We start from the raw sequence: 26046 nt of genomic DNA, 5'->3' as shown, positions 1-26046 counted from the left end.
GTCATCTTCCCCATCGGGGTTCGGAAATGCCTGCGCCGGGTTGTCCGGCGTGACGGACCTCATCGCGGCGGGGCTCGGGGTCGCAGGGGAGAATGTCTGGATGACCTCAGTCGCCATCGTCACCGGAGCGTCCAGCGGGATCGGCGCGGCCACCGCCCGCCGGCTGGCCGCCGAGGGTTTCCACGTGCTCGCCGCGGCGCGGCGTACCGACCGGCTGGCCGCGCTGGTCACCGAGATCGAGGCGGCCGGCGGCACGGCCACCGCGGTGGCCTGCGACGTCACCTCGGACGAGTCGGTCGCCGGCCTGGCCGTCGCGGCGGACGCCGCACCCGGCCCGATCACCCTGCTGGTCAACAACGCCGGCGGCGCCCGCGGCCTGGACCCGGTCGAGACCGCCGACCTGGGCGACTGGCAGTGGATGTACGACGTCAACGTGCTCGGCACGCTGCGCGTCACCAAGGCGCTGCTGCCCGCGCTGGAGCGCTCCGGGGCCGGCACCGTGGTGATCGTCAGCTCGACCGCCGGGCACGTCGTCTACGAGGGTGGCGGCGGCTACACGGCAGCGAAGCACGCGCAGACCGCCATCGCCGGCACGCTCCGCCTGGAGCTGTCCGGCCGTCCGGTCCGGGTGATCGAGATCGACCCGGGCATGGTGAAGACCGAGGAGTTCGGGCTGGTCCGCTTCGGCGGCGACGCGGACCGGGCCGCCGCGGTCTACGCCGGGGTCGCCGAACCGCTCGTCGCCGACGACGTGGCCGACTGCGTGGCCTGGTGCGCCACCCGCCCCCACCACGTCAACGTCGACCAGCTCGTGGTCCGGCCGCTGGCCCAGGCCGCCCAGCACAAGGTGCACCGGACGTCGTAGTGGAGCGGCCGCTCGGGGTGGTCACCCGGGGCACGACAAACCCCAACCGGCTCCGGCGGGTGGACCACTGGATCGTCACGGCCTGCGGCGACGCGCTGCGCGCCGCCGCCGACCCGCTCGTGGTGGACCTGGGCTACGGCGCCAGCCCGGTCACCCCCGTCGAGCTGCGGACCCGGCTCGCGGCCCGGGTCCGCGCCGACGTGCGGGTGGTCGGGCTGGAGATCGATCCGGTACGCGTGGCCGCCGCCCGGCCGGCCGCGGACCCGCCCGGGTTGACGTTCGCCCGGGGCGGCTTCGAGCTGGCCGGGCTCCGACCCGTCCTGGTCCGGGCGTGCAACGTGCTCCGCCAGTACGACGAGGGCGAGGTCGCCGACGCCTGGCACACCATGACCGCCCGGCTCGCGCCCGGCGGGCTGCTGGTCGAGGGCACCTGCGACGAGTTGGGTCGGCTGGGCGCCTGGGTGCTGCTGGACGCCGCCGGCCCGCGCACGCTCACGCTGGCCGCGAAGCTGACCACGCTGGAGAGCCCGGCCACGCTGGCCGAACGGCTGCCCAAGGCGCTGATCCACCGGAACGTGCCGGGTGAGCGCATGCACGAGCTGTTCGCGGCGCTGGAGCACGGCTGGCGCGCCGCCGCCGGCTACGCCCCGTTCGGCCCGCGCGAGCGCTGGCTGCGCACGGTGTCGGCGGTCAAGGAGTCGGGCTGGCCGGTCCAGGGCCGTCCCCGAGCCTGGCGGCAGGGCTACCTGACCCTTCCCTGGCCCGCCGTGGCCCCCACCTGACAGTCCCCCTGCGGTATGCCTCCCGGTCACAATTATGACCGGGAGGCATACCGCCAAGAAGGCGCTCATGCCGCCGGCCCCGACACGCCCGGACACCAGCCGGAGGTGGAGGTCAGATGGTGCAGTTGACCAGGACGGGTTCGGGGTGGAGGGGGACACCGAAGCGGGCGTGCACGCCGTCGCGGATCTCCCGGGCCAGGGCCACCAGGGCGGCGGTGCTGGCGGTGCCGGACCGGTTGGTGAGCGCGAGCGTGTGCTTGGTCGAGATGGCCACGCCCTCCGGGCCGGCATAGCCCTTGCCGAAGCCGGCCTTGTCGATCAGCCAGGCCGCGCTGACCTTCACCACGTCGCCGGCGCCCGCCCAGTGCGGCGGCTCGCCCAGGTCGGCGGCGCGCTCCCGGAGCAGCTCGTACGCCTCGCGGTCGAGCACCGGGTTGGTGAAGAACGAGCCCACCGACCAGGTGTCCGGGTCGGCGGCGTCGAGCACCATGCCCTTGCCGGCGCGCAGCCGGCGCACCGTGGCGCGGGCGTCGGCGAGCGGCACCCGGTCACCGACCTCGACGCCGAGCGCGCGGGCCAGTTCGGCGTAGCGGACCGGGCCGGAGAGCGGCGAGCGGGTGAGCCGGAAGTCGACCGAGAGCACCACCCAGCGGTCGCTGTACTTGAAGATGCTGCCCCGGTAGGCGAACCCGCAGTCCGCCGCCGGGATCCGGACCACCTCGCGGTGGGTGCGGTCGTACGCCTCGACCGCGACGATGGTCTCGGCGACCTCCTGGCCGTACGCGCCGACGTTCTGGATCGGGGTCGCCCCGGCCGAGCCGGGGATGCCGGAGAGGCACTCCAACCCCGCCCAGCCGCGTTCGACGGTGGCGGCGACCAGGTCGTCCCACGGCTCGCCGGCGGCCACCCGTACCGTCACGGTGTCGCCGTCGGTGGCGACGACCTCGAAGCCCCGGGAGCGGACGAGCACGACGGTGCCGGGGAAGCCCTGGTCGCCGATCACCACGTTGCTGCCGCCGGCCAGCACCAGCACGGCCTCCTCGCGCGCCTCCGCCTCCCGCACCAGGCGGACGGTCCCGGCGGCGTCGTCGGCGATCTCCAGCCGGCCGGCCGGGCCGCCGAGGCGTAGGGTGGTGTAGCGCGCCAGGGTGCCCGGATCGGTCGGTCCGGTGGCGGTCGTCGGTTCGGCGTAGACGTCTGACACGCCTTTCACCCTAGGCTGAGGGGTAGCCGCGGCACCCACTGGTGGCCCGGTCACCCCCGGGAGGATGGCGATGAGCAGACTGCACCACACGAAGGACTTCTGGATCGGCGCGTTGCGGACGGAGGGTCCGGCGTTCGCCGCGGCCGTCACGGAGGCGCCTCCCGAGACACCGGTGCTGTCCTGTCCCGGCTGGACGGTCACCGACCTGGCCCACCACCTGACCCGGACCTACGTCTGGGTGGGCACCGTGCTGACCGCCGGCGCCACCGCCCGACCGGAGCGGCACGACCCGGAGCCGCCGGCCGGCCTCACCCCGACCCAGTGGTACGCGCAGGAACACGAGCGCCTCACCGCGCTCCTGGAGGGCCTGGACCCGGAGGCCCCGGCCTGGAACTTCGCCCCGCAGCCGAAGAAGGCCGGTTTCTGGCCGCGCCGGGTGGCGCACGAGACCGCGGTGCACCGCTGGGACGCCCAGCTCGCCATCGGTGCGGGCGACCCGATCGAGGCCAAGCTCGCGGCCGACGGGGTGAGCGAGGTGCTGGACACCTGGCTGCCGGCGGGCCGGCGGGTCAACTCCGGCCCGTGGCACGGGGTGGTGCAGCTGAGCGCCACCGATGCCGCCCAGGAGTGGTATCTGCGGCTGCGCGGCGAGGGGGTGGCGTTGCTGGACACCGCGACGATCCTGGACCACGACGACCACCGGGCCCGGGCGCAGGTGACCGGCACGGCCAGCGACCTGTTGCTGGCGTTGATGGGCCGGATCAGCTTCGACGCGCTGGGGGTGGCCGGCGACCGGAGCCTGCTGAACGGGCTGCGGGTGGGCTGACACAGCACCCGAAACCGGGCGGAGAGGGGTGGTGACCACCCCTCTCCGCTTTTTTCGGACGCTCTGAGAGCGCTCTCTTGACAGGCTCCCGGGCCACCCAGCAGGCTGTCGAGAGAGCGCTCTCTAAGTACCGGAACCGCCTTCCACCACCCGTTACGACCCCGAGAGGTCAGGACAGCATGCTCACCTTCACGCGCCGTCGACTCGCGGCGGTGGCCCTGGTCGCCGCCACCGCACTGCTCGGCACCACCGGCTGCGGCGGCGGCGACGACGAGGCCGCCGCCGACGGGCCGGTCACGCTCACCGTCGACGTCTTCGGCCAGTTCGGCTACGCGGATCTCTACCAGGAGTACATGGCCAGCCACCCCGGCGTGAAGATCGTCGAGCGGGGCACCGGCAGCAACCTCGACGAGTACTCGCCGAAGCTCACCCAGTGGCTCGCCGCCGGGAAGGGCGCCGGCGATGTCGTCGCCATCGAGGAGGGGTTGCTGGTCGAGTACAAGGCCAACCCGCAGAACTTCGTCAACCTGCTCGACCACGGCGCGGCCGACCTGAAGGGCAACTTCCTCGACTGGAAGTGGAACCAGGGGCTCACCGCCGACGGCAAGCAGCTCATCGGCCTCGGCACCGACGTCGGCGGCATGGCCATGTGCTACCGCAAGGACCTGTTCGCCAAGGCCGGCCTGCCCACCGACCGGGAGGCCGTGTCCAAGCTCTGGCCCACCTGGACCGACTACGTCAAGGTCGGTGAGCAGTTCACCGCGAAGAAGACCGGCGCCTCGTTCCTGGACGCCGCCACCAACACGTTCAACACCATCCTGCTCCAGACCGCCGGCAACACCACCGGCTACAGCTACTACGACACCGACAACAACCTGGTCGTGGGCAGCAACCCGGCGGTACGGCAGGCGTACGACACCACGATGGACATCATCGACTCCGGCCTCTCCGGCAGGTACGGCTCCTGGTCGGAGGAGTGGGTCTCCGCGTTCAAGCAGTCGAAGTTCGCCACCATCGCCTGCCCGGCCTGGATGACCGGGGTGATCGAGGGCAACGCCGGCCCCGGCGCCAAGGGCAAGTGGGACATCGCCCAGATCCCCGGCAACGGCGGCAACTGGGGCGGCTCCTTCCTCGCCGTGCCCAAGCAGAGCAAGCACCAGGCCGAGGCGATCGAGCTGGCCAAGTTCCTGACCAGCGCCAAGGGTCAGATCGGCGCGTTCAAGCTCAAGGGCCCACTGCCCTCGTCGCCGCAGGCGCTGGCCGACCCGGCGATCGTCGACTCGAAGAACGCCTACTTCTCCGAGGCCCCGGTCGGCAAGATCTTCGCCGAGGGCGCCAAGAACCTGAAGCCCGTCTACATGGGCCCGAAGAACCAGGCCGTCCGCACCGAGGTGGAGAACGCCGTGCGCACCGTGGAGCTGGGCAAGCGCTCCCCGCAGCAGGGCTGGACCGACGCGGTGTCCAACGCCGAGAAGGCCGCCGCCAAGTAACCCGAGCAGCGCGTGCGGGCGGGCCCGGCGACGGGTGCCGCCCGCACGGCGGAGAGGAGTTCTCAGGTCATGGCCGTCCAGCTCGACGCCCGCCCGCCGGTCGCACCGGCGCCCCGGCACACCCGTCCCGTCCGGGGCGCCCGACTCAGCCGGTTCGACACGAAATATTCGCCGTACCTCTACATCGCGCCGTTCTTTCTGCTGTTCGGCGTCTTCGGGGCCTACCCGCTGGCGTACACGTTCTGGGTCTCGCTGCACGACTGGGACCTGCTCGGCGCCGAGCACCCGTTCATCGGCCTCGACAACTACAGCCAGTTGCTCGCCGACCCGGACTTCTGGCACTCCGTGGTCAACACGCTCGGCATCTTCGTGATCTCGACCGTCCCGCAGCTGCTGGCCGCGCTCTGGCTGGCCAACCTGCTCAACCGCCAACTGCGGGCCCGCACCACCTGGCGGATGGCCGTGCTGGTCCCGAACGTCACCTCCACCGCCGCGGTGGCGATCGTCTTCGCGGCGCTGTTCGGTCGCGAGTTCGGCATGATCAACTGGTTGCTCGACCACGTCGGGGTGAGCGCGATCGACTGGAAGGCGAACAGGTTCGCCGCCTGGGTCGCCATCTCCACCATGGTCGACTGGCGGTGGACCGGCTACAACGCGCTGATCTTCCTGGCCGCCATGCAGGCCATCCCCCGTGACCTCTACGAGTCGGCGTCGATCGACGGCGCCGGCCGGGCCCGGCAGTTCTGGTCCATCACCGTGCCGCTGCTCAAGCCGACGATCATCTTCGCGGTCATCATCTCCACCATCGGCGGTCTCCAGCTCTTCACCGAGCCGCGGATGTTCAACTCCGGCACCAACGCGATCCGGGGCGGGCCGCTGCGCGAGTCGCAGACGGTGACCATGTACATGTTCGAGAACGCCTTCGCGCCGCACTACAACTTCGGCTACGGCTCGGCCATCGCCTGGCTGCTCTTCGCGCTGATCGCGATCGTCGCGGCGATCAACGTCCTGTTCCTGCGCCGGCTCGGCGGCGGCTCCCGCAAGGAGGTCTCCCGATGACCCGCGTCTGGTCGGCGAGCCGACTCACCTACCTGGCCCTGGCCCTCTCCGCGCTGCTGTCGGTCTTCCCGATCTACTGGATGTTCGTGGTGGCCAGCCGCACCAGCGACGCCATGGGTCAGGTCCCGCCGCCGCTCACCCCCGGCGGCAACCTCGGCGCCAACATCGCCCGACTGTTCGACAACACCGACGCCTACTTCCTCACCGGCCTGATCAACTCGACCATCGTGGCCGTCACCGTGACGTTCTCGGTGGTCCTCTTCTCCACCCTGGCCGGGTTCGCGTTCGCCAAACTGCGCTTCCGCGGCCGCAACGGGCTGCTGCTGGCGATCGTCGCCACCATGATGGTGCCCACCCAGCTCGGCGTCATCCCGCTCTACCTGCTGATGACGAAGCTGAACTGGAACGACCGGCTGCCCGCCGTGATCGTGCCGGCGCTGGTCACCGGCTTCGGCGTGTTCATGATGCGCCAGTACGCCGGCCAGGCGGTGAGCACCGAGCTGATCGAGGCGGCCCGGATGGACGGCTGCAACACCGCGCGGATCTACTGGAACGTGGTGCTGCCCGCGCTGCGCCCGGCCGCCGCCGTGCTCGGCCTGCTCACGTTCATGACCACCTGGAACGACTTCCTCTGGCCGTACGCGGTGCTCAACGATCCGGAGAACCCGACCGTGCAGCTCTCGCTGCGGGCCCTCTCCGACGGGTACTACCAGGACATGTCGCAGGTGTTCACCGGAACGGCCATCGCCACGCTGCCGCTGCTGCTGGTGTTCGTCCTGTTCGGCCGCCAGATCATCGGCGGCATCATGGAAGGTGCGGTCAAGGCATGAGTGAGCTGCGATTCCCCGAGGGGTTCATCTGGGGGGCGGCCACCGCCGCGTACCAGATCGAGGGCGCCGCCCGCGAGGACGGTCGCGGCCCGTCGGTCTGGGACACTTTCAGCCGTACGCCGGGGGCGGTGTTCCAGGGCCAGACCGGCGACGTCGCCTGCGACCACTACCACCGGTACGCCGAGGACGTCGCGCTGATGGCCGAGCTGGGGCTGCGGGCGTACCGGTTCTCGGTGGCCTGGCCACGGATCCGGCCGGACGGCACCGGGCCGGTCGAGCCGCGCGGGCTGGCCTTCTACGACCGGCTGACCGACGCGTTGCTGGAGCACGGCATCGACCCGATCGTCACGCTCTACCACTGGGACCTGCCGCAGGCGCTGGAGGACCGGGGCGGCTGGACCGTCCGGGAGACCGCCGAGCACTTCGCCGACTACGCGGTCGCGGTGCACCGCTGCCTCGGCGACCGGGTGCGCACCTGGACCACGCTGAACGAGCCGTGGTGCTCCGCCTACCTCGGTTACGGCAACGGCGTGCACGCGCCCGGCCGACAGGACGCCGGGGACGCGTTCCGCGCCGTACACCATCTGCTGCTCGGTCACGGCCTGGCCGCCCGGGCGCTGCGCGCGGCCGGCGCGGAGACGCTGGGGATCACGCTCAACCTGGCCGACGTGCAGCCTGCGGACCCGGGCAGCGCCGCGGACGCCGAGGCGGTGCGGTTGGTCGACGGGCTGCACAACCGGATCTTCCTGGACCCGCTGACCGGCGCCGGCTACCCGGCGGAGGTGTTGGCACACGTCAACCGGATGGTGGCGACCGACTTCGTGCGGGACGGCGACGAGAAGATCATCGCCGCGCCGCTGGACCTGCTCGGCCTGAACTACTACTCACCCACCTACGTCGCCGGCCGGGCGGACGGCGAGGGCAGCAGCGCCTACCCGGGCACCGCCGGCGCGGTCGAGTTCCGGCCGGCGACCGACCCGGTCAGCGACATGGGCTGGTCGATCGAGCCGGCCGGGCTGACCCGGCTGCTGGAGCGGGTGGCCGCCGACCACCCCGGCCTGCCGCTGCTGATCACCGAGAACGGCGGCGCCTTCCCGGACGCCACCCGGGACTCCTCGGGCCGGGTGGCCGACGACGACCGGACCGCCTACCTCGACGGTCACCTGCGGGCCGCGCACGAGGCCATCGCCCGCGGGGTCGACCTGCGCGGTTATCTCGTATGGTCGTTGCTGGACAACTTCGAATGGGCCGAGGGTTACCGGAAGCGGTTCGGGATCGTCCACGTCGACTACCTGACCCAGCGGCGCACACCCAAGCAGAGTGCCCGCTGGTACCAGGAGGTGATCGCCCGGAACGGGCTGTGACGAGGTGGTGGTTACGGGGATGACGACGGCACAGCGGCCGACCCTGGAGGCGGTGGCCCGGCGGGCCGGCGTCTCCCGGGCCACGGTCTCCCGGGTGGTGAACGGCTCGACCACCGTCGCCGAGTCGATCCAGCAGGCGGTCCGCCGGGCGGTCGAGGAACTCGGGTACGTCCCGAACCTCGCCGCTCGCAGCCTGGTCACCCAGCGCACCGACTCGGTCGCGCTGGTCCTGCCCGAGGCGGCCACCCGGGTCTTCTCCGACGACCAGGTCTTCCCCGGCATCATCCGCGGCGCCGCCCAGGAACTGGAGGCGGCCGACAAGCAGCTCGTGCTGATGCTGGCCGGCTCGCCGGCCGGGCACGAACGGGTCGAGCGGTACACCACCGGGCGGCACGTCGACGGCGTGCTCTTCGCGTCGCTGCACGGGGAGGACCCGCTGCCCGGCCGGCTGGCCCGGCTCGGCATCCCGGTCGTGTGCAGCGGCCGGCCGCTCGACGGCGCCGAGGTGCCGTACGTCGACGTCGACCACACCGGCGGCGTCACCCGGGCGGTGGAGCACCTGATCGCGGCCGGCCGGCGGCGCGTCGCCACCATCGCCGGGCCGCAGGACATGGTGGCCGGCATCGAGCGGCTGATCGGCTACCAGGCCGCGCTCACCACCGCCGGGCTGCCGGAACTGGTCGCGTACGGCGACTTCACCCGGGAGTCCGGCACCGCCGCGATGCGCGAGCTGCTCGCCGCCGACCCGAAGCTGGACGCGGTCTTCGCCGCCTCCGACCTGATGGCGCACGCGGCGCTGCGGGCGCTGCGCGAGGCCGGGCGGCGGGTGCCCGAGGACGTCGCGGTGATCGGGTTCGACGACATCGAGACGGCCGCCTACACGGAGCCACCGCTGACCACGGTGCGCCAGCCGATAGTGGAGTTGGGCCGGGCGATGACCCGCCAGTTGCTGCGGATCACCGCCGGCGAGCAGGTCGAGCAGGCGCTGATGCTGCCCACCGAACTCATCCTCCGCGACTCGGCGTAAGGAGGGGCCCCCGCTTAACGCATTCTGCATAGGCGGGGGCCCCGCTTAACCGCTCGCAACCGGGACGCGGGATGGCTAGCGTGCCGCGGGTGAGTGAAGCTGAGATCCGTCGCGCCCGCCCGGACGACGCGCCGGCCGTGGTGGCGCTGCGCGCGGTGGTCTATCCGTATCTGGTCCGGGGCGTCGAGTCGACCCGCCGGATGATCGCCGAGCCGCCGCCCGGCGAGGACTGGACCGCCTGGATCGCCGAGGCCGACGGCGAGGTGGTCGGTTGGGCGTCGGCGTACCGGAACACGCAGACCTCGACGCCCGGCGTGGGTGAGATCGCCACCCTGCACGTCCACCCCGACCATCGCGGCCGTGGCACCGGCACCGCGTTGCTCGACGTCGCGCTCGACCACCTGCGGACGCTCGGCTCGACCCGGGTGCTCACCCACGCCCGCGGCGACTCGCTGCCGTTCGCACAGCGGCACGGCTTCACCCCCAGCCGCGAGCTGCGCTACTCCGCGCTCGACCTGGACCCGAACCCGCCGATGCCGGAGCCGCCGCCGGGCGTGACGCTGCTGCCGGTCGCCGGGCTCGACCCGCACCGGGTCTACCGGGTCGACTCCGAGTCGGCCCGCGACGAACCGGGCGACGTGCCGACCGACGCCATCGGCTACGACCTCTGGCTCCACGAGTGCTGGGAGAACCTGGGGCTGGACCGGGACGCCAGCACGGTCGCCGAGGTGGACGGCGAACTGGTCGCGCTGAGCCTGGTGAAGCGGGACGGCGACCGGATGTGGTCGGACTTCACCGGCACGCTGGCCGCATTCCGGGGGCGGGGGCTGGGCCGGCTGACCAAGCAGGCCGCCCTGCACGCCGCCGCGGCACGCGGGGTACGCACCGCGTACACCTCCAACGACGAGGCGAACGCGCCGATGCTGGCGATCAACGCGGCCCTCGGCTACCGGCCGGTGGACAGCCAGTGGTCGTGCCGGCGCACGCTCAGTTGAACCCGGCGGCGACCCGCACCGCGGTCGCGTACGTGTCCGCGCCGAACAGCACCAGCCGGGCCTCGACGACGTGCGCCGGGGTGGCCGCGTGCAGCACGGTCAACGCCTGCGCCACCGCGTCCTCGACCGGCCAGCCGTAGATCCCGGCCGAGATCAGCGGGAACGCGATCCGGGTCGCGCCCAGCTCGTCGGCGACCCGCAGGCTGTTGGCGTAGCAGTCGCGCAGCAACGCCGAGCGGTCCGCGACCGGCGCGAAGACCGGCCCGACGGTGTGCACCACCCAGCGCGCCGGCAGGTCGCCGGCCGTGGTGGCGACCGCCTGCCCGGTCGGCAGCCCCCGCCCGTAGCGGGAGGCGCGCAGCGCCCGGCACTCGGCCAGGATCGCCGGCCCGCCGCGCCGGTGGATCGCGCCGTCCACTCCCCCGCCGCCGAGCAGCGACGAGTTCGCCGCGTTGACGATCGCGTCGACCTGCTGGGCGGTGATGTCGCCCTCGATCAGCACGGTGTCCATCTCATCGCTCCTCGACGTGCTGGCCGAGCGACCGGCGGGCCAGCAGGGCGGCCCCGGCGACGGCGGCCGGCATGACCAGCACCGCGCCGAGCGGGATCAGGAAGCACAGGAAGACCGCCACCCCGAAACCGAGCGCGGTGGGCCGGTCGGCCCGCAGCCGGGACCGTCGGTCCGGCAGCCGCATCCCGCGCCGGTAGAACGGCGCGCCGACCAGCTCCAGGGCCAGGAACCAGCCACCCACCAGGGCGCCGACCACCGGCACCACCGTCTGGCCCACCACCGGGATGAAACCGGCCGCGAAGAGAGGTACGCCGACCAGCGCGGAGATCGCCACCAGGCGCGACGAGTCGGCGACGCTGCGCCGCAGCGACGCCCAGAACGGCACGTCCACCTTGCCCGGGGTCCCGCCGAGGCGGTCCTCGACCCGCTCGGAGATGGCCTCGTAGAACGGATCGCCGACGGCCAGCGTGACCGCGGTGAAGGTGAGCACGCCGACCAGTGCGGCCACCCCGACGACGGCCAGCCCGGCGGCGACCCGCAGCAGCCCGCGCGCGGTCGACGACCAGTCGTCGGCGAACGGCGTCAACCAGCCGGCCAGGTCGTCCACGAAGTAGAGCAGGGTGGCGAAGAGAGCCAGGTAGAGCACGCCGGAGATGAGCGCCGGCACGACGCCGAGCAGCATCAGCTTCGGGCTGCGGACGTACATGCCGAAGCCGCGCAGCAGCAGGCCGGCGCCGCCGAGGAAGCGGCTGACCGCGCCGGTGACGGGCGCGACGGTACGGGAGGCGTTCACGACGGCACAGCCTAGTGTGCTTGCGCACGCCGGCCCAGGTGTAAGGGGCCCCCTCCAATCCGTATGCGTTAAGAAGGGGCCCCTCCTTACACCCACAATGGAGAGGTGCGTGCGTCGCGGCTGATCTCGTTGGTGCTGCTGCTCCAGTCCCGGGAGACGATGACGGCGGCCGAGCTGGCAGCCGAGTTGGAGGTGTCCGAGCGCACCGTCTACCGGGACGTGCTGGCGCTCTCCGCCGCCGGCGTCCCGGTCTACGCCGACCGGGGCCGGGCCGGCGGCTACCGGTTGCTCGGCGGCTACCGGACCCGGCTGACCGGGCTGAGCCGCGACGAGGCCGAGGCGCTGTTCCTGGCCGGGCTGCCGGGGCCGGCCGGCGACATGGGGCTGGCCGACGCGGTTGCCGCCGCCGAGTTGAAGGTGCTGGCGGCGCTGCCGCCGAGCCTGCGGGACGCGCCGGCGCGTACGGGGCAGCGGTTCCACCTGGACGTGCCGGGCTGGTTCCGGGAGTCCGCGCCCCCGCCCCGGCTGGCCGAGCTGGCCGGGGCGGTCTGGCGGGACCGGATGGTGGAGCTGCGCTACCGGCGCGGCGACCGGGAGGTGATCCGCACCGTCGCGCCGTACGGGCTGGTGCTGAAGAACGGGGTCTGGTATCTCGTCGGCCGGGTCGGTGAGGCGTGGCGGACGTACCGGGTGGACCGGGTGGTCGGCGTCGAGGTGGGCGCGGACGGCTTCGACCGGGACGAGCGCTTCGACCTCGGGGCGTACTGGCGGGAGCAGGCCGGCGCGTTCCTGCGGGAGCTGCTCCGGGAGCGGGTGACCGTGCGGCTCGGCCCGGCCGGGCTGCGGCTGCTGCGGCACCTGGTGGACGCGCCGTTCGTCTACACCGAGGCGGTCGCCGCCGCCGGCCGGCCCGACGGGCAGGGCCGGCTGGTGCTCCGGCTGCCCGTCGAGTCGGTCGACGTCGCGTACGGCCAACTGCTGGCGCTCGGCCCCGAGGTGGAGGTGCTGGCGCCGCCGGAGCTGCGGGCGCGCTTCGCCGAGGCGGCCCGCCGCGCGGCGGCGCTCTACGCCGACCCGGGCGAGCACGCCGACCCGGGCGAGCACGCCGACCCACGCGAGCACGCCGACCCGCGCGAGCACGCCGACCCGCCGGAGGACACCGGTCAGCGGTAGCCGCTGTCGTCGGCCGGCCTGCCCCGCTTGATCACTTCCTCGTGGTAGCGGAGAAAGTGCGGGCGGGTGCCGTCGAGGTCGGTGAAGCCGTACTCCTGGGCGAGGCTGCCGGCGTCGAGCGACTGCCCGTTCCAGCGGTGCCGGTCCGGGTCGGCGGCCAGCGCGACCACCGCGCGCCCGACGAACGCCGGCGTCTCGGACATGACGAAGTGCGGGTCGGTCTTCGCGCCGTCGCGCCAGTTCGCCTCGGTGACGCCGAAGTGCTCCAGCATCGACTCGGAGCGCAGCCAGCCGGGGGTGAGCGCGACCGCGGTGCAGCCGTGCGGGGCCAGTTCGTGCGCCTGGGTGAAGCCGAGCCGGTTCACCGACACCTTCGCCAGGTCGTAGAAGACGGAGAGGCGGTAGGTGGCGTCGTTGTACGCCTTCGTGCCGTCGCCGATCTCGACGACCAGCCCGCCCGGCCGGCGGATCAGCAGCGGCAGCGCGAAGTGGCTGGTGATGATGTGGGTGTCGACGGCCAGCCGCAGCGTGTGGAAGCCGGCGTCGAGCGGCTGCTCCCAGACCGGCTTCTCCCAGGTGATCAGCGGGTCGGCGCCCCAGATGTCGTTGACCAGCACGTCGAGTCGACCCTGCTCGGTGTCGATCCGCTCGACCAGCTCGCGTACCTGCTCGGGGTCGAGGTGGTCGACGGCGACCGCGATGCCGGTGCCGCCGGCGGCGGTGACCAGTTCGGCGGTCTCCTCGATGGTCTCCGGCCGGTTCATCTCCGAACGGCGGTCCCGGGTGGTCCGGCCGGTGGCGTAGACGGTGGCGCCGGCGGCGCCGAGCTGCACGGCGATCTGCCGCCCGGCGCCGCGGGTGGCACCCGCGACGAGCGCGACGGTTCCGGTCAGTGGTGAGTTCATGGGTCCACCGTGTCACCGATACCTGACAGCCGAAGTCCGGTTTTCCGACGGAGCTGGATCCGCGATCATGAAGGCATGCACCTGCTGCTCTCCGGCATCGTCGGCTCGGTCGCGTACGGGCTGGCCGGGCCGGGCTCGGACACCGATCGGCTCGGCGTCTTCGCCGCGCCCACCGTCGCGTTCCACGGCCTGCGCCCGCCCCGGGAATCGGTGGTCACCACCGACCCGGACGTCACGCTGCACGAGGCGCGGAAGTACGCGCTGCTGGCGCTGAGCGGCAACCCGACCGCCACCGAGCTGATGTGGCTGCCGGCGGACCGCTACGAGACGCGCACCGCGTTCGGCGAGCGGCTGATCGGCATCCGGTCGGCGTTCCTCAGCGCCCCCCGGGTCCGCGACGCCTACCTCGGGTACGCCACCCAGCAGTTCCGCAAGCTCACCGGCGCGCCGCCGGACACCGGCGGGCGGCGGCGCTCGGCCAAGCACGCCCGGCACCTGGCCCGGCTGCTGCACCAGGGGCGGACGCTCTACGCGACCGGGGTGCTGGAGATCCGACTGGCCGACCCGGAATGGTTCCGCGCGTTCGGCGAGCGGGTGGCCGACGGCGCGCTGGCCGAGGCGCAGGCGCTGGTGGCGGACGCCGAGAGCGAGTTCGCCCGGACCCGCTCGCCGCTGCCCGAGCGCCCGGACGAGGCGACCGTGGAACGCTGGCTGCTCGACGTCCGGGCGGCGTACCTGCCCCGCTGAGTCAGTCCGCGAGTCGGACCCGTACCCGGCGGTTGGCCCGCCCCTTGCTCTCCACCTTAACCACCTGGACCTTGCCGATCTGGGCGGTCGACGCGACGTGGGTGCCACCGTCGGCCTGCACGTCCAGCCCGACGATGTCGACGATCCGCACCTCCTGCTCGGTCGGCGGGATCAGGTTGGACTGGGTGCGGATGATGTCCGGCAGGGCCAGCGCCTCGGCGCGCGGCAGCACCCGGACGGCGACCGAGCGGTCGGCGGCCACCTCGGCGTTGACCAGCTCCTCGATGCGCGCCTTGAAGTCCGGCGGCACCTCGGGGAGGTTGAAGTCCATCCGGGCCTCGCCCGGTTCCATGTTTCCGCCGGTCACCAGCGCCCCGAAGTCGCGGAACACCACGCCGCAGAGCACGTGCAGCCCGGAGTGGGTCCGCATCAGCATGGTCCGCCGGGCGTCCTCCACCGCGCCGGTGACCTCGGTGCCGACCGGCGGCAGCGGGTCACCGTCGACCGGGATCAGCCAGAGGTCGTCGGCCTTGCGGGTGCCCGCGATCCGGGTCTGCACGCCCTGTCAGAGCAGCACGCCGTGGTCCGGCGGCTGCCCGCCACCGCCCGGGTAGAACGCGGACCGGTCCAGCACGACGCCCTGCTCGGGATCGGCCGCCAGCACCCGGCACGTCCACTCACGCAGCGTGGGGTCGGCGAGGTCGAGGCGGTGCGTACGGCCGTGGTGTGTGACGCCCATGTCGGGCGACGTTACCCGTTCAGGAACGACGAGACGCGCTCCCGCAGGTCGGCGCGTTCGGTCCAGAGGACGCCAGGCCGGTCGTACACGTGCAGGGTGGCCGCCGGCAGCGCGGCGGCGAGCCGCTCGGCGACGGCGACCGGATGCAGGTCGTCGTCGGCGCAGCCGATCACCAGGGCCGGCGCGGTGACCGCGGCGAGCGCGGCGACGTCGTCCAGCGCGGCCTGCTCGGGCAGGCCGACCAGGCCGGGCGCGAGCCCGTCGCGCAGCAACTGGTCGAGCCGCTGCCGCAGGTAGGCCCAGCCGGCCGGGGTGTTGCGCACCGACGGCGGCAACTCCAGCGACACCACCTCGGCGAGCGCGTGCGCGTCGCCGTCGGCCACCGCGTCGAGCAGGCTGGTGAGCCGGGAGCGGGCCACCTCGCCGCGCGGCGTGTCCAGCACGGCGGGCAGGAAGAAGACCAGCTTCTCGAAGCGTTCCGGGCTCTCGGCGAGCAGCCGGCAGAGCGCGCCCGCGCCGAGGCTGGCGCCGAACGCCCGGGTGGCGCCGCCGAGGTCGGCGACCGCGCGCAGGTCACGGGCGAGGTCGAGGTAGGTCCACGGCCCGGCCGGCGAGTCGGACCGGCCGTGCCCGCGGAACTGGAAGAAGATCCGGCGGCCGGTGACGCCGCTGCCGAACGGCCGGGTGGTGGCGATGCCGTTGCCCAGCCCGTGCGCGAACACGGTTACCGGGTCACCGACGCCGGTGACCAGGCGTTCCAGGCCCACCCCGTGCGGGGTGTCGACCAGTTCCGTCTCCGGCTCGGGCAGCGCCGGGCGGCCGGTCCGCGGCCCGCCGGGGCCGGGCCCCCAGGTGCGGGGGCCGCCGTCCGGCGGCGGTGGCCAGCGGAAACCTCTCACCAGGACCCTCGACCGTCGTGCAGGTCCCGCAGGCCGGGCCGCACGTCGAGCAGGTAGATGAGGCCGGCGGCGATGCCGACCAGTCCGAACAGGCTGATCGGGCCGAAGCCGAGCAGGGTCAGCAGCATGCAGACGGCCAGGATGGCGACCCAGCCACCCTTGGGCAGGGTGCCGATGGCGGCGAACCCGTCGCCGCGCTGGGTGATCGCGTGCACCAGGGCCACGCCCTGGATGACCAGGGCGAAGACGAGCAGGATCAGCTGAATCACGGAGCGTACTTCGAACGCGAAGATCGGCGCGGCGTAGGCCATGTCGGCAAGCTTATGCCGAGACCCCGGAAACGTCCGACAGGACGCTGTCCGGGGTCTCGGTGGGAGGTCGGGTCACTCGGCGGCCGGGCGGGTCCGCTTCGTGGCCTTCGGCAGCTTCGCCGACGGCGCGGCGGCGGCCTTGGTGGTCGCCTTGGTGGCCCGGGTCCGCTTCACGGCGGCCGGCTTGTCGGCCACCGCCTCGGCCACCTCGGCCGGGCTGGGCGCCTCGGTCTTCGGGGCCACGGCCTTCGGAGTCGCCTCCTCGGTCGCCTCGATGTCGGCGTTCACCGTGTCAGCGGCCTCCAGGACGCCGGCGCCGACGACCCGCTCACCGCGGGCGACCAGTTCGGCGTACGCGGCCAGGGCGCGCTCCTGCGCGGCGTAGGCGCCGGACACCACGGCGGCGGCGTTGCGGGTGGCGGCCTCGCGGAGCTTGTCCAGGTTGGCCGCCTGGCGGAGCTGGTCGAGGTCGGTCGACCGCAGACCGGTGGCGGTCTCGGTGGCCTTCTGCCGCAGCTCGTAGCCGGTGCCGACGGCCTTGCCGCCGAGGTCGGTGACGACCCGGGTGCCGAGGCCGCTGACCACCGTGGGCAGCTTGCGGAGCTGCTCCAGGGCCAGCTCGCCGGCGCCGGCGGCGGCGTAGAGGGGGGCGGGGATGCGGTTGGTCTTCGGCTGGGTCATGACTGCTCCTCTTCGGCCGCTCCGGCGGCCTTCCGGGCCGCCCGGCGGGCGGTCGTGCGTTCACGGGCGGCGGTGGTCGGTGCGGGCGCGGTGCCCGCCTCGGTGACGGCGACCGACTCGAGGACCGCCTCGGTCGGGGTGCCGTCCGGTGTCACGGGGCCGGTCGCGGCCGGCGCGACGGTGGCCGGGGCCTCGGGCGCGACGGCCGGCTCGGCGGGCTCTGCCGGGACGTCCGCCGGCTCGGCGGGCTCCGGCGCGGTGGCGCCGGTCGCCTCGGCGAGGCGCGCGTTCTCGCGGCGGAACGTCTCGTAGATTTGGGTGAGCGACTGCTTCTGGGCCATGGTCAGCTCAGGGTCGACCGCGATGGCCGCGAGCACGCCCTGGCCCTCCTTGTCGTCCAGCAGACCGGCCCGCAGGTACATGGCCGGGGTGGAGACGCGCAGCGCGCTGGCGAGCTGCTGGAGCACCTCGGCGCTCGGCTTGCGCAGCCCACGTTCGATCTGGCTCAGGTAGGGATTGCTGACGCCCGCCTGCTCGGCGAGCTGACGCAGCGAGATCTTCGCGTTGCGCCGCAGGTCGCGAATGAACCCGCCGACATCGGGAAGGTCCTTGCTGGTGGCCATGGTTCAACGCTAGCGCGCGCTGCTAGCTGCTGCAAGCAAAATGCTTGCCAGAGTTAGCGAGGTCACGCGAAGCCGGTTGCATCCCCGGGTGTCCGCTCCGTACCGTCCCCCCGTGACAACGATCGAGATCAACGGAGCCCGGCTCGCGTACGACGAGGCCGGCGCCGGCAGCGTCGTGGTGCTGCTGCACGCCGGCATCGCGGACCGGCGGATGTGGCACGCGCAGGCGCCCGCGCTCGCCGAACGGCACCGGGTGATCGTCCCGGACCTGCGCGGCTACGGCGACTCGGAGCTGCCGCCCACCCCGTTCGCCCACCACGACGACGTGCTCGGGCTGCTCGACGCGCTCGGCGTAGACCGGGCCGCGCTGGCCGGCTGCTCGTTCGGCGGCCGGGTCGCGGTGGACACCGCGCTGGCCCACCCGGATCGGGTGAGCGCGCTGGCGCTGTTCGGCGCCCCGGTCTCCGGCCACGAGTGGTCCGAGGAGACCGAACAGACCTGGGAGAACCTGGTCGGTGACGTGGACCCGGAGGACTTCGCGGCCACCGCCGCCGGCGAGGTGCGGTTCTGGGTGGTCGGCCCGAACCGGCAGCCGGCCGACGTCGACCCGGAGCTGATCCGGTTCGCCGAGGAGATGGACCGCCGGGCGCTCGCCGCCGAGCAGGCGCTCAGCGCGATCGAGGTGGGCGAGCTGGACCCGCCGGCGATCGACCGGCTGCACGAGCTACGGATGCCGGTGCTCGCCGCCGCCGGCGCCGACGACCTCCCCGACATCCGCCGCCTGGCCGACCGCATCGCCGCAGAGGCCCCGCAGGGCCGACGCCTCCCCGACATCGCCCACGCCGCCCACCTGCTCCCCCTGGAGCGCCCGAACCCGACCAACGCCGCCCTCCTCGACTTCCTCCCCTAACCCCCGCCCCGCCCCGCCGATCTTGCAGGTGGTGCCCCGGCGAACCGGACACGGCAGGCGAAATCGGGGGCCGAAAGCGCAAGATCGGCGGCCGGGCGGGGGCGGGTCGGTCACCAGAGGGGGCGGAGGGCTCCTACGGGGAGGCCGCCGCCCAGGAGGGGCAGTTCGGCGTACTCGGTGAGGATGGGGGCACGGACGTCGAGGCGGGACAGGGCCGAGGTCAGGACCGGCATCCGCGCCCGGGTCGCGCCGTCGTCGATCTTCAGGGCGACCGCGCCGACGTCCGGGACCGCCGCCGCCATCACACCCTCCGCGCCGATCTTGCCCAAGAGCCCGGGTACGCCGCGCATCAGCCGGGTGTCGTCGGCCTGGGTGCCACCGACCGTCTCCGGGTACGCCCGCATCGCGTCCGCCACGGTCCGCTCGGCGGTTCCCGGCTCGGCGGCGACCAGCCGCAGGAAGGCGCGGGCCAGGCCGGTCAGCGAGACGGCGTGCACCGGCGCGCCGCAGCCGTCCACGCCGATCGCCGCCGCCCGCTCCCCGGTGAGCTCCTCCACGGCGGCGGTCAGCCGCTGCTGGAGCGGGTGTTCCGGCCGCCAGTAGCCGTCCAGCGGCCAGCCGGCGGCCAGGCAGGTGAGCAGCATGCCGGTGTGCTTGCCCGAGCAGTTCATCAGCACCCGCGACGGTCCGCCACCGGCCCGCAGCACCGCCTCCCGGGCGGCCTCGCCGAACGGCAGGTCCGCCGGGCAGTGCAGCGCCTCCTCGCCCAGCCCGGCGCCGCGCAGCAACGCGACGACCCGCTCGACGTGGAACTCCTCGCCCGCGTGGCTCGCGGCGACCAGCGCCACGTCGGCCGGGTCTCGCAGCGGCAACCCGGCCCGGAGCATGCCGATCGCCTGCATCGGCTTGTTCGACGAGCGGGGGAAGATCGGCGAGCCGACGTCACCCGCCCCGGCGACGGGCGAGCCGGCGGCGTCGAGCACCACCACGGAACCCCGGTGGACGCCCTCCACGAAACCGGACCGGACCACCTCGGCGAGCGGCACGCCGCCCTCGTACGTCTTTCCCACGTGATGGACGGTACCGACGGGACGCGACGGGGACACAGCGGGGTGACCTGCGACGTTCGCGTGATCCGTACAGGGGTGGGTGCTCGCGCGCCGCTTACACGCCGAGCAGCGTGCGGGCCTGGGCGGTGGTCAGCGGCGGGCGCTGGGCGAGCTGGGCGAAGCCGACCGCCCGCGCGACGAGCTGCATGTTGGACTCCACCGGACGGCCCTTGGCGTAGGTGACCGTGTCCTCCATGCCGACCCGCAGATGACCGCCGGTGGCGAGCGACGCGAGCATCACCGGGATCGTGCTGCGGCCGATGCCGGTGGCCGAGAACGTGGTGCCCTCCGGCAGGTCGCGCAGCATCTGCTGGGCCGCGACCAGGGTGGCGGCCGTGCCCGGCATGCCGCCCGGCACGCCCATCACGAAATCGACGTGGACGTGCCCGCCGTGCGGCAGGCCGTGCTTGCCGAGCAGGCGCTGCAACGCGGTGAGATGGCCCAGCTCGAAGATCTCGTACTCGGGGACGACGCCCCGCTCCTGCATCCGGGTGTGCAGGTCGACGATGAACTCCCACCGGTTCAGGAACACGTCGTCGCCGAAGTTGACCGTGCCCATGGTGCAGGAGGCCATGTCCGGCGCGGCGTCGAGCACGGCGAGCCGGTGCGCCTCCGGGTCGGTCACCGCGCCGCCGGAGGAGAGCTGCACGATCAGGTCGGTGCTCTCCCGCAGCGCCGTCACGGTCTCCCGCAGCCGCCCCTGGTCGAGCGTGGGCCGGGCCTCGTCGTCACGGATGTGGACGTGGATCACGGCCGCGCCGAGCGCCTCGCACTCCTTGGCGGTCAGCAGCAGCTCGTCGAGTGTCACCGGCAGCGCCGGCACCTCCACCTTGGCCGACTCCGCGCCGGTGGGGGCAACCGTGATCAACGTCCCTGTCGTCATGCCCGGATCCTAGACCGCCAGCCAGCGCCACCTCGACGGGTGTTAAGCGGGGGCCCTTCCTCTACCGGAGGCGTTAAGCAGGGGCCCCTCCTTAACTCTCGATGGCGGCGGCGCTGTCGCCCACCATCAGGCGGGCGTCGTCGGGGGTGTTGCGCTTCAGCACGGCGAGCGCGATCTGGCCCAGCTCGTAGTGGTGCACGGCGGTGCCGACGAATCCGATCGTCCGGCCGTCGAGCGTCACCGGCGTGCCGGCGGCCGGCGGCTGGTCGCTGGCGATGCCGTCCAGGTGCAGCAGCGCCAGCTTGCGCGGCGGCCGGCCCAGGTTGTGCACCCGGGCCACCGTCTCCTGCCCCCGGTAGCAGCCCTTGTCCAGGTGCACGGCCGGGGCGATCAGGTCCACCTCGGCGGGGATCGTCCGGTGGTCGGTGTCCACGCCGGCCCGGGCCCGTCGGGCGGCCACCCGGACCGCCTCGTACGCCCACAGCCCGGCCACCGGCACGCCCACGCCACGCAGCCGTTCCACCACCTCGGCCATCGCCGGGCGGGGCACCAGCAGGTCGACGCCGAGCGCCACCCGACGGGCCCAGCCGCCGGCCGGCAGCGGCTTGACGTCGTATACCACGGAGGGCCGCGGGGGCAGCTCGCCGGAACGGAACTTCGGGCCCGGCACCCCGACCAGGTCGGGTGCGGCCAGCTCGGCGACGCCGAGTGTCTCGACCGCGCCGACGGACTCCGGCCCGACCAGCGACAGCAGCGCGTGCCCGGCGGTGGCGTCGCGCGGGTCGACCTTGCTGAAGAACCGCATCTTTTCCAGGTATGACAGCAGCCCGGCGGTCATCCCCGGCTCGGTGTCCAGCCAGGTGGTCTCGCCGTCCTCGGCCACCAGCGCGTGCTGCTCGACGTGCCCGTTCGGGGAGAGCACCAGCAGTTCGGTGCCCTGCCAGGGGGCGAGGCCGGCCAGGTGCTGGCTGGTCAGCGTGTGCAACCAGCCGATCCGCTCCTCGCCCGGCACCGCGACGACGCCCCGGTGCGAGCGGTCGACCAGGCCGACGCCGGTGGCCAGCACGCGCTGTTCGCGCATCGGGTCGCCGTAGTGCGCGGCCACCGGGGCCACCCCGGCCGCCCGGTGGGCCGGCTCGGGCTGGTCCCGGGTCTGCTCGTCGATGGCGTCGGTGGTCACCGTGCCCGCGATGTCGATCATGTGAGTTCCCCGTTCTGTGCGCACCGGCCGCAGACTCCGAAGAGCGCCACGTGCCCGATGTCGACCTGGAAGCCGCGCTGCGTGGCCAGCTGGTCGGCGAGCGGCCGGAGCATCTCCGGGGAGATCTCGTCGATCGCCCCGCACTCCCGGCACACCAGGTGCACGTGCTGGTGCTCGCCGGCCGCGTGATAGGTCGGCGAGCCGTGCGACAGGTGGGTGTGGGTGACCAGGCCGAGCCGTTCCAGCAGCTCCAGGGTGCGGTAGATGGTGGTGATGTTGACCCCGGCCGCGACCTCACGGACCGCGGTGTGCACCTGCTCCGGGGTGGCGTGCCCCAGTTCCAGGACGGCCCGCAGGACCAGCTGCCGCTGCGCCGTCAGCCGCAGCCCGCGCGAGCGGAGCAGTTCCGCGAGGGAGGATTCGGACACCCTCCGATCATAGTTCGGCCGCCGCGACGCTCCGGTCAGCCGGCCACCCGGACCAGGCGGGCGGAGAGGTGCGGGCTGAGCGGGTGACCCATGGCGGCCATCTCCTGCGCGTAGAGCAGGGCGCCCTCGACGATGCCGAACAGGCGGGCGCCGGCGGTGACCTCCTTCGCCGTCGCGGTACGCACGACCGCGTCGGTGGAGAACTCGATCTGGGTGCCCTTGCGCTTGCCGATGTGCAGCTCCATCACGCCCGTCGGCACGCTCATCAGCGCCTCGATCTCGTCGGTGACCCGCTCGCCGTCCAGCACCGGCCGCCACCAGCCCACCTCGCGGCCGGCCGGGCGGACCGGGCGGCTCTCCTCGTCCAGGATCCAGGCCCGCGACTCGTAGAGCAGGAAGGGGCGGCCGTCGTGGCTGATCCGGATCTCCTGGGCGAAGTCGAAGTCCTCGATCGTCGGGAAGCCGCCCCGACCCCGGCCGCGCCACACCCCGATGTACGGCAGGAGCCCGTCCAGGCTCGGGTGCAGCTTCGGGCCGACGCGCAGGTCGTGGCTCTCCTCGTACGGGTACTCCTCGACCGGGGGCGCGTTCAGCCACGGCGGCTGGAGCGGATTCTCACTCACTGGGCCGCCTTCGTTCGTGACTGCGGGGCTCGCAAACCCGACTCACTCCTCACGCTCACCATCTACCTCTTGCTATTCGGACCGCGACGTAGACCAGGCCACCGGCGAGCGCGCCGAGGCCGGCGACGAGCAGGCTGACGAACCCGATCTCGGTAACCATCCGGGCCATCCTATGCTGGGCGGCATGGCGCGCACTCTCGTCGTGAAGGCCACCGCCGGGGCGGACGCCGCGGAACGCTGCGCCCAGGCGTTCACCGTCGCCGCCACCGCGGCCGCTGCCGGGGTGGACGTGTCGCTCTGGCTCACCGGTGAGTCGACCTGGTTCGCTGTGCCCGGGCGCGCGGAGTCGTTCGAGCTGCCACACTCGGCGCCGCTGGCCGAGCTGCTGCACGTGATCCTCACCACCGGCCGGGTGACCGCCTGCACCCAGTGCGCCGCCCGGCGGGACATCGGCCCGGACGACGTGCTGCCGGGTGTCCGGATCGCCGGGGCGGCGGTCTTCGTCGAGGAGGCGATGGCCGAGGGCGCGCAGGCCCTGGTCTACTGAACCACCCCATCCGGGATGTCCATTCTGCCCGGTGAGCCGTTCTCAACCCGATTTGCCGGGCAACTGCCTACCATTCGGATGTGACTGAGGCGATCGAACTGTTCTTCGCGTCCCTGCCGGCACGCGCCCCCGCCCTGTTGCGCAGCCCGATCGGCGGCACCCTCCAGATCGACCTGACCGACGGCAACCACACCGAACACTGGTACGTGGCGCTGGCGCCCGGGTCGGCCCGGGTGAGCCGGCAGGAGGAACGCCCGGCGGACGCCGTGCTGACCATCGGCACCCAGCTCTTCGAAGAGCTGGTCAGCGGCCGTGAAGCCGCGCTGTCGGCGGTGCTGCGCAACGAGGCCACGTTCGGCGGGCACGTGGTGCTGCTCCTGGCGCTCCGCCGCTTCCTGCCCGACCGGCCCGGGGTGCGGGACCCGAGGGAGCGCGCCCGCGAGCACGTCCGGCGGTCGGCGTGAAGGACCGGGTGAGCATCCTCGACGGCAACACCTTCCTGGTCAGCGACCGGCGCGGCAACATCGAACCGTCGTACGACTTCCCCACCGGGCTGTTCTCCTTCGACACCCGGTTCCTCTCCACCTGGATCCTCTCCCTCGACGGGCAACTGCTGCACGCCCTCTCCATCGACGACGCGCACTCCTACAAGACCCGGTTCTTCATGGTCCCCGGCGAACCGACGCACTACCTCGACGCGGACGTCTCGGTGATTCGCAGCCGCTCCGTCGGCGGCAGCTTCGACGAAAAGGTGACCCTGCTCAACCACTCCGAGGAGGACAAGGAGTTCCGTCTCCGGCTCGACATCGGCTCCGACTTCGCCGACCTCTTCGAGATCAAGCACCAGCGGAGGAAGAAGGGCAGCGTCACGCCGACGGTGGAGGAGAACGGGCTGCGGCTCACCTACCGCCGGCAGGGCTTCCACCGGGAGGCCAGGATCAGCAGCACCGCGCCCGCCGAGGTCGACCAGGGCGGGATGACGTTTCGGATCCGCATCGCGGCGCACGGAGAGTGGACCACCCGACTGCACGTCGCCACCGTCATCTATGGGGCACGGGGCGAGGACATCCGGGCCACCCTGCCGCTGGGCGGCCACCGCTCGGTGGCGGCCATCGAGGCCGAGCAGAACGCGCTGGTCGAGAACGCGCCCAAGCTCGGCTGCGACTGCGAGCCGCTCGCCGGGGCGTACCGGCGCAGCCTCAACGACCTGGCCGCCCTCCGCTACGAGTCGATCACGCTCGGCGTGCGGCTGGTCGCCGCCGGCCTGCCCTGGTTCATGACGCTGTTCGGGCGGGACAGCATCTTCACCTCGCTCCAGATCCTGCCGTTCCTGCCCGAGATGATCCAGCCGACGATCCTCATGCTGGCCGGGTTGCAGGGCGGGCGGATCGACGACTTCCGGGACGAGGAACCCGGCAAGATCCTGCACGAGCTGCGGTACGGCGAGACCGCCGGCTTCGAGGAGCAGCCCCACTCGCCGTACTACGGCGCGGCCGACACCACCGCGCTCTTCGTGATCCTGCTCGACGAGTACGAGCGGTGGACCGGGGACACGGAGCTGGTGCGCCGACTCGAACAGGAGACCCGGGCGGCGCTGACCTGGCTCGACACGTACGGGGACCTGCTCGGGACGGGTTACGTCTGGTACATGACCCGCAACCCGGAGACCGGGCTGCCGAACCAGTGCTGGAAGGACTCCCCGGACGCCATCTCCTACTCCGACGGCCGGCTGCCGCCGTTTCCCCGGGCCACCTGCGAACTGCAGGGGTACGCCTACGACGCGAAGCGGCGCGGCGCCCGGATGGCCCGGGAGATCTGGGGCGACCAGGCGTACGCGGACCGGCTGGAACGCGAGGCGGCGGCGCTCAAGGAGCGGTTCAACCGCGACTTCTGGATCCCGGAGCGGGAGTACTACGCGCTGGCCCTGGACCCGCAGGGGCGGCATGTGGACGCGCTCACCTCCAACATCGGGCACCTGCTGTGGAGCGGCATCGTCGACGAGGCCCGGGCCCCGGCGGTCGCCGCGCATCTGCTCGGTCCGCGGCTCTTCTCCGGCTGGGGGGTCCGGACGCTCGCCGACGACCAGGGCCGCTACAACCCGATCGGCTACCACGTCGGCACGGTGTGGCCGTTCGACAACTCGATCATCGCCTGGGGCCTGTGGAGGTACGGCTTCCGGCACGAGGCGGGCCAGATCTGCGACTCGATACTCAGCGCGTCCCACTACTTCGGCGGGCGGCTCCCCGAAGCGTTCGCCGGCTACGAGCGCGGCCTCACCGACTACCCGGTGCAGTATCCGACCGCGTGCAGCCCGCAGGCCTGGTCCGCCGGCACTCCTCTGCTGCTGCTCCGGGTGATGCTGGGGCTGGAGCCGCAGGGCGATCATCTGATCATCGACCCGGCGGTGCCGCCGGGAATGGGCCGGGTGGAGCTGCTCGACATCCCCGGTCGGTGGGGGCGGGTGGATGCCCTGGGCCGTAGCCGCGCCCCGCACGACGGGAACCACAGCCACTGAGCCGGC

At 73.0% G+C, this 26046-nt stretch carries 29 protein-coding genes and 1 pseudogene; 15 read left to right on the top strand and 15 right to left on the bottom strand.

Annotation, left to right across the window (positions count from 1 at the left end; translation table 11 throughout):
* Window positions 1-100: 100 nt before the first annotated feature.
* Together O7618_RS28685 and O7618_RS28680 are read left to right on the top strand one after the other, a co-directional pair.
* On the top strand, window positions 101-865 hold the full coding sequence (locus tag O7618_RS28685; protein WP_278109255.1) for an SDR family oxidoreductase: 765 nt from the start codon (window positions 101-103) through the stop codon (window positions 863-865).
* A complete protein-coding gene (locus O7618_RS28680) occupies window positions 865-1647 on the top strand; it encodes a class I SAM-dependent methyltransferase (protein ID WP_278109254.1) in 783 nt (260 codons plus the stop codon). Before O7618_RS28685 ends, O7618_RS28680 begins: the two co-directional genes overlap by 1 nt.
* A 112-nt stretch (window positions 1648-1759) precedes the next feature.
* On the opposite strand, the gene O7618_RS28675 is transcribed toward O7618_RS28680, so the two are convergent.
* Window positions 1760-2851, bottom strand: a complete 1092-nt coding sequence (locus O7618_RS28675; RefSeq protein WP_278109252.1) for a UDP-N-acetylmuramate dehydrogenase — start codon at window positions 2849-2851, stop codon at window positions 1760-1762.
* 70 nt (window positions 2852-2921) lie between these two features.
* Between O7618_RS28675 and O7618_RS28670 the strand changes: the two genes are divergently transcribed.
* The 7 genes from O7618_RS28670 to O7618_RS28640 all read left to right on the top strand — a co-directional run bounded on the left by O7618_RS28670 (window position 2922) and on the right by O7618_RS28640 (window position 10442).
* Window positions 2922-3677, top strand: coding sequence for a maleylpyruvate isomerase family mycothiol-dependent enzyme (locus O7618_RS28670; RefSeq protein ID WP_278109251.1), 756 nt, complete (start codon window positions 2922-2924; stop codon window positions 3675-3677).
* Between the two features lie 179 nt (window positions 3678-3856).
* Window positions 3857-5167 (top strand): extracellular solute-binding protein, encoded by a 1311-nt coding sequence (locus O7618_RS28665; protein ID WP_278109250.1) that lies wholly within the window; start codon window positions 3857-3859, stop codon window positions 5165-5167.
* A gap of 69 nt (window positions 5168-5236) precedes the next feature.
* Complete coding sequence (locus tag O7618_RS28660) at window positions 5237-6226, top strand: sugar ABC transporter permease (RefSeq protein ID WP_278109249.1); 990 nt, start codon at window positions 5237-5239, stop codon at window positions 6224-6226.
* The gene (locus O7618_RS28655; protein ID WP_278109248.1) at window positions 6223-7056 is read left to right on the top strand and encodes a carbohydrate ABC transporter permease; all 834 of its coding nucleotides are present in this window, start codon (window positions 6223-6225) and stop codon (window positions 7054-7056) included. Before O7618_RS28660 ends, O7618_RS28655 begins: the two co-directional genes overlap by 4 nt.
* Window positions 7053-8420: a GH1 family beta-glucosidase gene (locus O7618_RS28650; protein ID WP_278109247.1), complete on the top strand. Its 1368-nt coding sequence runs from the start codon at window positions 7053-7055 to the stop codon at window positions 8418-8420. The genes O7618_RS28655 and O7618_RS28650 overlap by 4 nt, the downstream gene beginning before the upstream one ends.
* Before the next feature lie 19 nt (window positions 8421-8439).
* Window positions 8440-9447 (top strand): LacI family DNA-binding transcriptional regulator, encoded by a 1008-nt coding sequence (locus O7618_RS28645; protein WP_278109246.1) that lies wholly within the window; start codon window positions 8440-8442, stop codon window positions 9445-9447.
* A gap of 89 nt (window positions 9448-9536) precedes the next feature.
* Complete coding sequence (locus O7618_RS28640; RefSeq protein WP_278109245.1) at window positions 9537-10442, top strand: GNAT family N-acetyltransferase; 906 nt, start codon at window positions 9537-9539, stop codon at window positions 10440-10442.
* On the opposite strand, the gene O7618_RS28635 is transcribed toward O7618_RS28640, so the two are convergent.
* Together O7618_RS28635 and O7618_RS28630 are read right to left on the bottom strand one after the other, a co-directional pair.
* Window positions 10435-10953 carry an O-acetyl-ADP-ribose deacetylase gene (locus O7618_RS28635; protein ID WP_278109244.1) on the bottom strand — a complete coding sequence of 173 codons (519 nt, stop codon included), beginning with the start codon at window positions 10951-10953 and terminating at the stop codon, window positions 10435-10437. The genes O7618_RS28640 and O7618_RS28635 overlap by 8 nt on opposite strands.
* A gap of 1 nt (window position 10954) precedes the next feature.
* A complete protein-coding gene (locus tag O7618_RS28630) occupies window positions 10955-11746 on the bottom strand; it encodes an EI24 domain-containing protein (protein ID WP_278109243.1) in 792 nt (263 codons plus the stop codon).
* Between the two features lie 105 nt (window positions 11747-11851).
* Here O7618_RS28630 and O7618_RS28625 point away from each other — a divergent pair, with 105 nt between their 5' ends.
* Window positions 11852-12919: a YafY family protein gene (locus O7618_RS28625; protein WP_278109241.1), complete on the top strand. Its 1068-nt coding sequence runs from the start codon at window positions 11852-11854 to the stop codon at window positions 12917-12919.
* Here the strand turns inward: O7618_RS28625 and O7618_RS28620 are convergent.
* Window positions 12910-13824 (bottom strand): SDR family oxidoreductase, encoded by a 915-nt coding sequence (locus tag O7618_RS28620; RefSeq protein ID WP_278109240.1) that lies wholly within the window; start codon window positions 13822-13824, stop codon window positions 12910-12912. The two genes, O7618_RS28625 and O7618_RS28620, sit on opposite strands and share 10 nt — an antisense overlap.
* Before the next feature lie 75 nt (window positions 13825-13899).
* Between O7618_RS28620 and O7618_RS28615 the strand changes: the two genes are divergently transcribed.
* Window positions 13900-14571, top strand: coding sequence for a nucleotidyltransferase domain-containing protein (locus O7618_RS28615; protein WP_278109239.1), 672 nt, complete (start codon window positions 13900-13902; stop codon window positions 14569-14571).
* 1 nt (window position 14572) lies between these two features.
* Here O7618_RS28615 and O7618_RS28610 read toward each other — a convergent pair.
* The 5 genes and pseudogenes from O7618_RS28610 to O7618_RS28585 all read right to left on the bottom strand — a co-directional run bounded on the left by O7618_RS28610 (window position 14573) and on the right by O7618_RS28585 (window position 17824).
* Window positions 14573-15310 (bottom strand): annotated as a pseudogene (locus O7618_RS28610) (alanyl-tRNA editing protein).
* A gap of 11 nt (window positions 15311-15321) precedes the next feature.
* Complete coding sequence (locus O7618_RS28600; RefSeq protein WP_278109236.1) at window positions 15322-16209, bottom strand: alpha/beta hydrolase; 888 nt, start codon at window positions 16207-16209, stop codon at window positions 15322-15324.
* Window positions 16206-16520: a DUF2516 family protein gene (locus tag O7618_RS28595; RefSeq protein WP_181570570.1), complete on the bottom strand. Its 315-nt coding sequence runs from the start codon at window positions 16518-16520 to the stop codon at window positions 16206-16208. The genes O7618_RS28600 and O7618_RS28595 overlap by 4 nt, the downstream gene beginning before the upstream one ends.
* Before the next feature lie 72 nt (window positions 16521-16592).
* On the bottom strand, window positions 16593-17201 hold the full coding sequence (locus O7618_RS28590; protein ID WP_278109235.1) for a hypothetical protein: 609 nt from the start codon (window positions 17199-17201) through the stop codon (window positions 16593-16595).
* Complete coding sequence (locus tag O7618_RS28585) at window positions 17198-17824, bottom strand: helix-turn-helix transcriptional regulator (RefSeq protein ID WP_278109234.1); 627 nt, start codon at window positions 17822-17824, stop codon at window positions 17198-17200. The genes O7618_RS28590 and O7618_RS28585 overlap by 4 nt, the downstream gene beginning before the upstream one ends.
* A 112-nt stretch (window positions 17825-17936) precedes the next feature.
* Here O7618_RS28585 and O7618_RS28580 point away from each other — a divergent pair, with 112 nt between their 5' ends.
* Window positions 17937-18734, top strand: a complete 798-nt coding sequence (locus O7618_RS28580) for an alpha/beta hydrolase (RefSeq protein ID WP_278109233.1) — start codon at window positions 17937-17939, stop codon at window positions 18732-18734.
* A 110-nt stretch (window positions 18735-18844) separates the two neighbouring features.
* Here the strand turns inward: O7618_RS28580 and O7618_RS28575 are convergent, their stop codons facing one another.
* The 6 genes from O7618_RS28575 to mtfM all read right to left on the bottom strand — a co-directional run bounded on the left by O7618_RS28575 (window position 18845) and on the right by mtfM (window position 23138).
* Window positions 18845-19804: an asparaginase gene (locus tag O7618_RS28575; protein ID WP_278109232.1), complete on the bottom strand. Its 960-nt coding sequence runs from the start codon at window positions 19802-19804 to the stop codon at window positions 18845-18847.
* Window positions 19805-19898: 94 nt separating this feature from the next.
* Window positions 19899-20726 (bottom strand): 3-keto-5-aminohexanoate cleavage protein, encoded by an 828-nt coding sequence (locus O7618_RS28570; protein WP_278109231.1) that lies wholly within the window; start codon window positions 20724-20726, stop codon window positions 19899-19901.
* A gap of 91 nt (window positions 20727-20817) precedes the next feature.
* Entirely contained in the window at window positions 20818-21927 is a 1110-nt protein-coding gene (locus O7618_RS28565; protein WP_278109230.1) for a folate-binding protein, read from the bottom strand.
* Window positions 21924-22355 carry a Fur family transcriptional regulator gene (locus tag O7618_RS28560; protein ID WP_278109229.1) on the bottom strand — a complete coding sequence of 144 codons (432 nt, stop codon included), beginning with the start codon at window positions 22353-22355 and terminating at the stop codon, window positions 21924-21926. The genes O7618_RS28565 and O7618_RS28560 overlap by 4 nt, the downstream gene beginning before the upstream one ends.
* A 35-nt stretch (window positions 22356-22390) precedes the next feature.
* The gene (locus O7618_RS28555) at window positions 22391-22978 is read right to left on the bottom strand and encodes an FABP family protein (protein ID WP_278109228.1); all 588 of its coding nucleotides are present in this window, start codon (window positions 22976-22978) and stop codon (window positions 22391-22393) included.
* A gap of 55 nt (window positions 22979-23033) precedes the next feature.
* Entirely contained in the window at window positions 23034-23138 is a 105-nt protein-coding gene (gene mtfM, locus O7618_RS28550) for a small membrane protein MtfM (RefSeq protein WP_013475110.1), read from the bottom strand.
* A gap of 12 nt (window positions 23139-23150) precedes the next feature.
* Between mtfM and O7618_RS28545 the strand changes: the two genes are divergently transcribed.
* The 3 genes from O7618_RS28545 (at window position 23151) to O7618_RS28535 (ending at window position 26040) form a co-directional block, all read left to right on the top strand.
* Entirely contained in the window at window positions 23151-23525 is a 375-nt protein-coding gene (locus tag O7618_RS28545; protein WP_278109227.1) for a DsrE family protein, read from the top strand.
* 80 nt (window positions 23526-23605) lie between these two features.
* Window positions 23606-23989, top strand: a complete 384-nt coding sequence (locus O7618_RS28540) for an SCP2 sterol-binding domain-containing protein (RefSeq protein WP_278109226.1) — start codon at window positions 23606-23608, stop codon at window positions 23987-23989.
* Window positions 23986-26040 carry a glycogen debranching N-terminal domain-containing protein gene (locus O7618_RS28535; RefSeq protein ID WP_278109225.1) on the top strand — a complete coding sequence of 685 codons (2055 nt, stop codon included), beginning with the start codon at window positions 23986-23988 and terminating at the stop codon, window positions 26038-26040. The genes O7618_RS28540 and O7618_RS28535 overlap by 4 nt, the downstream gene beginning before the upstream one ends.
* Window positions 26041-26046: the final 6 nt, after the last annotated feature.

The organism is Micromonospora sp. WMMD980 (assembly GCF_029626035.1).
Taxonomy (GTDB): domain Bacteria; phylum Actinomycetota; class Actinomycetes; order Mycobacteriales; family Micromonosporaceae; genus Micromonospora.
Note: the sequence above shows the minus strand (reverse complement) of the source record. Positions and strands in the feature narration are given on the sequence as shown.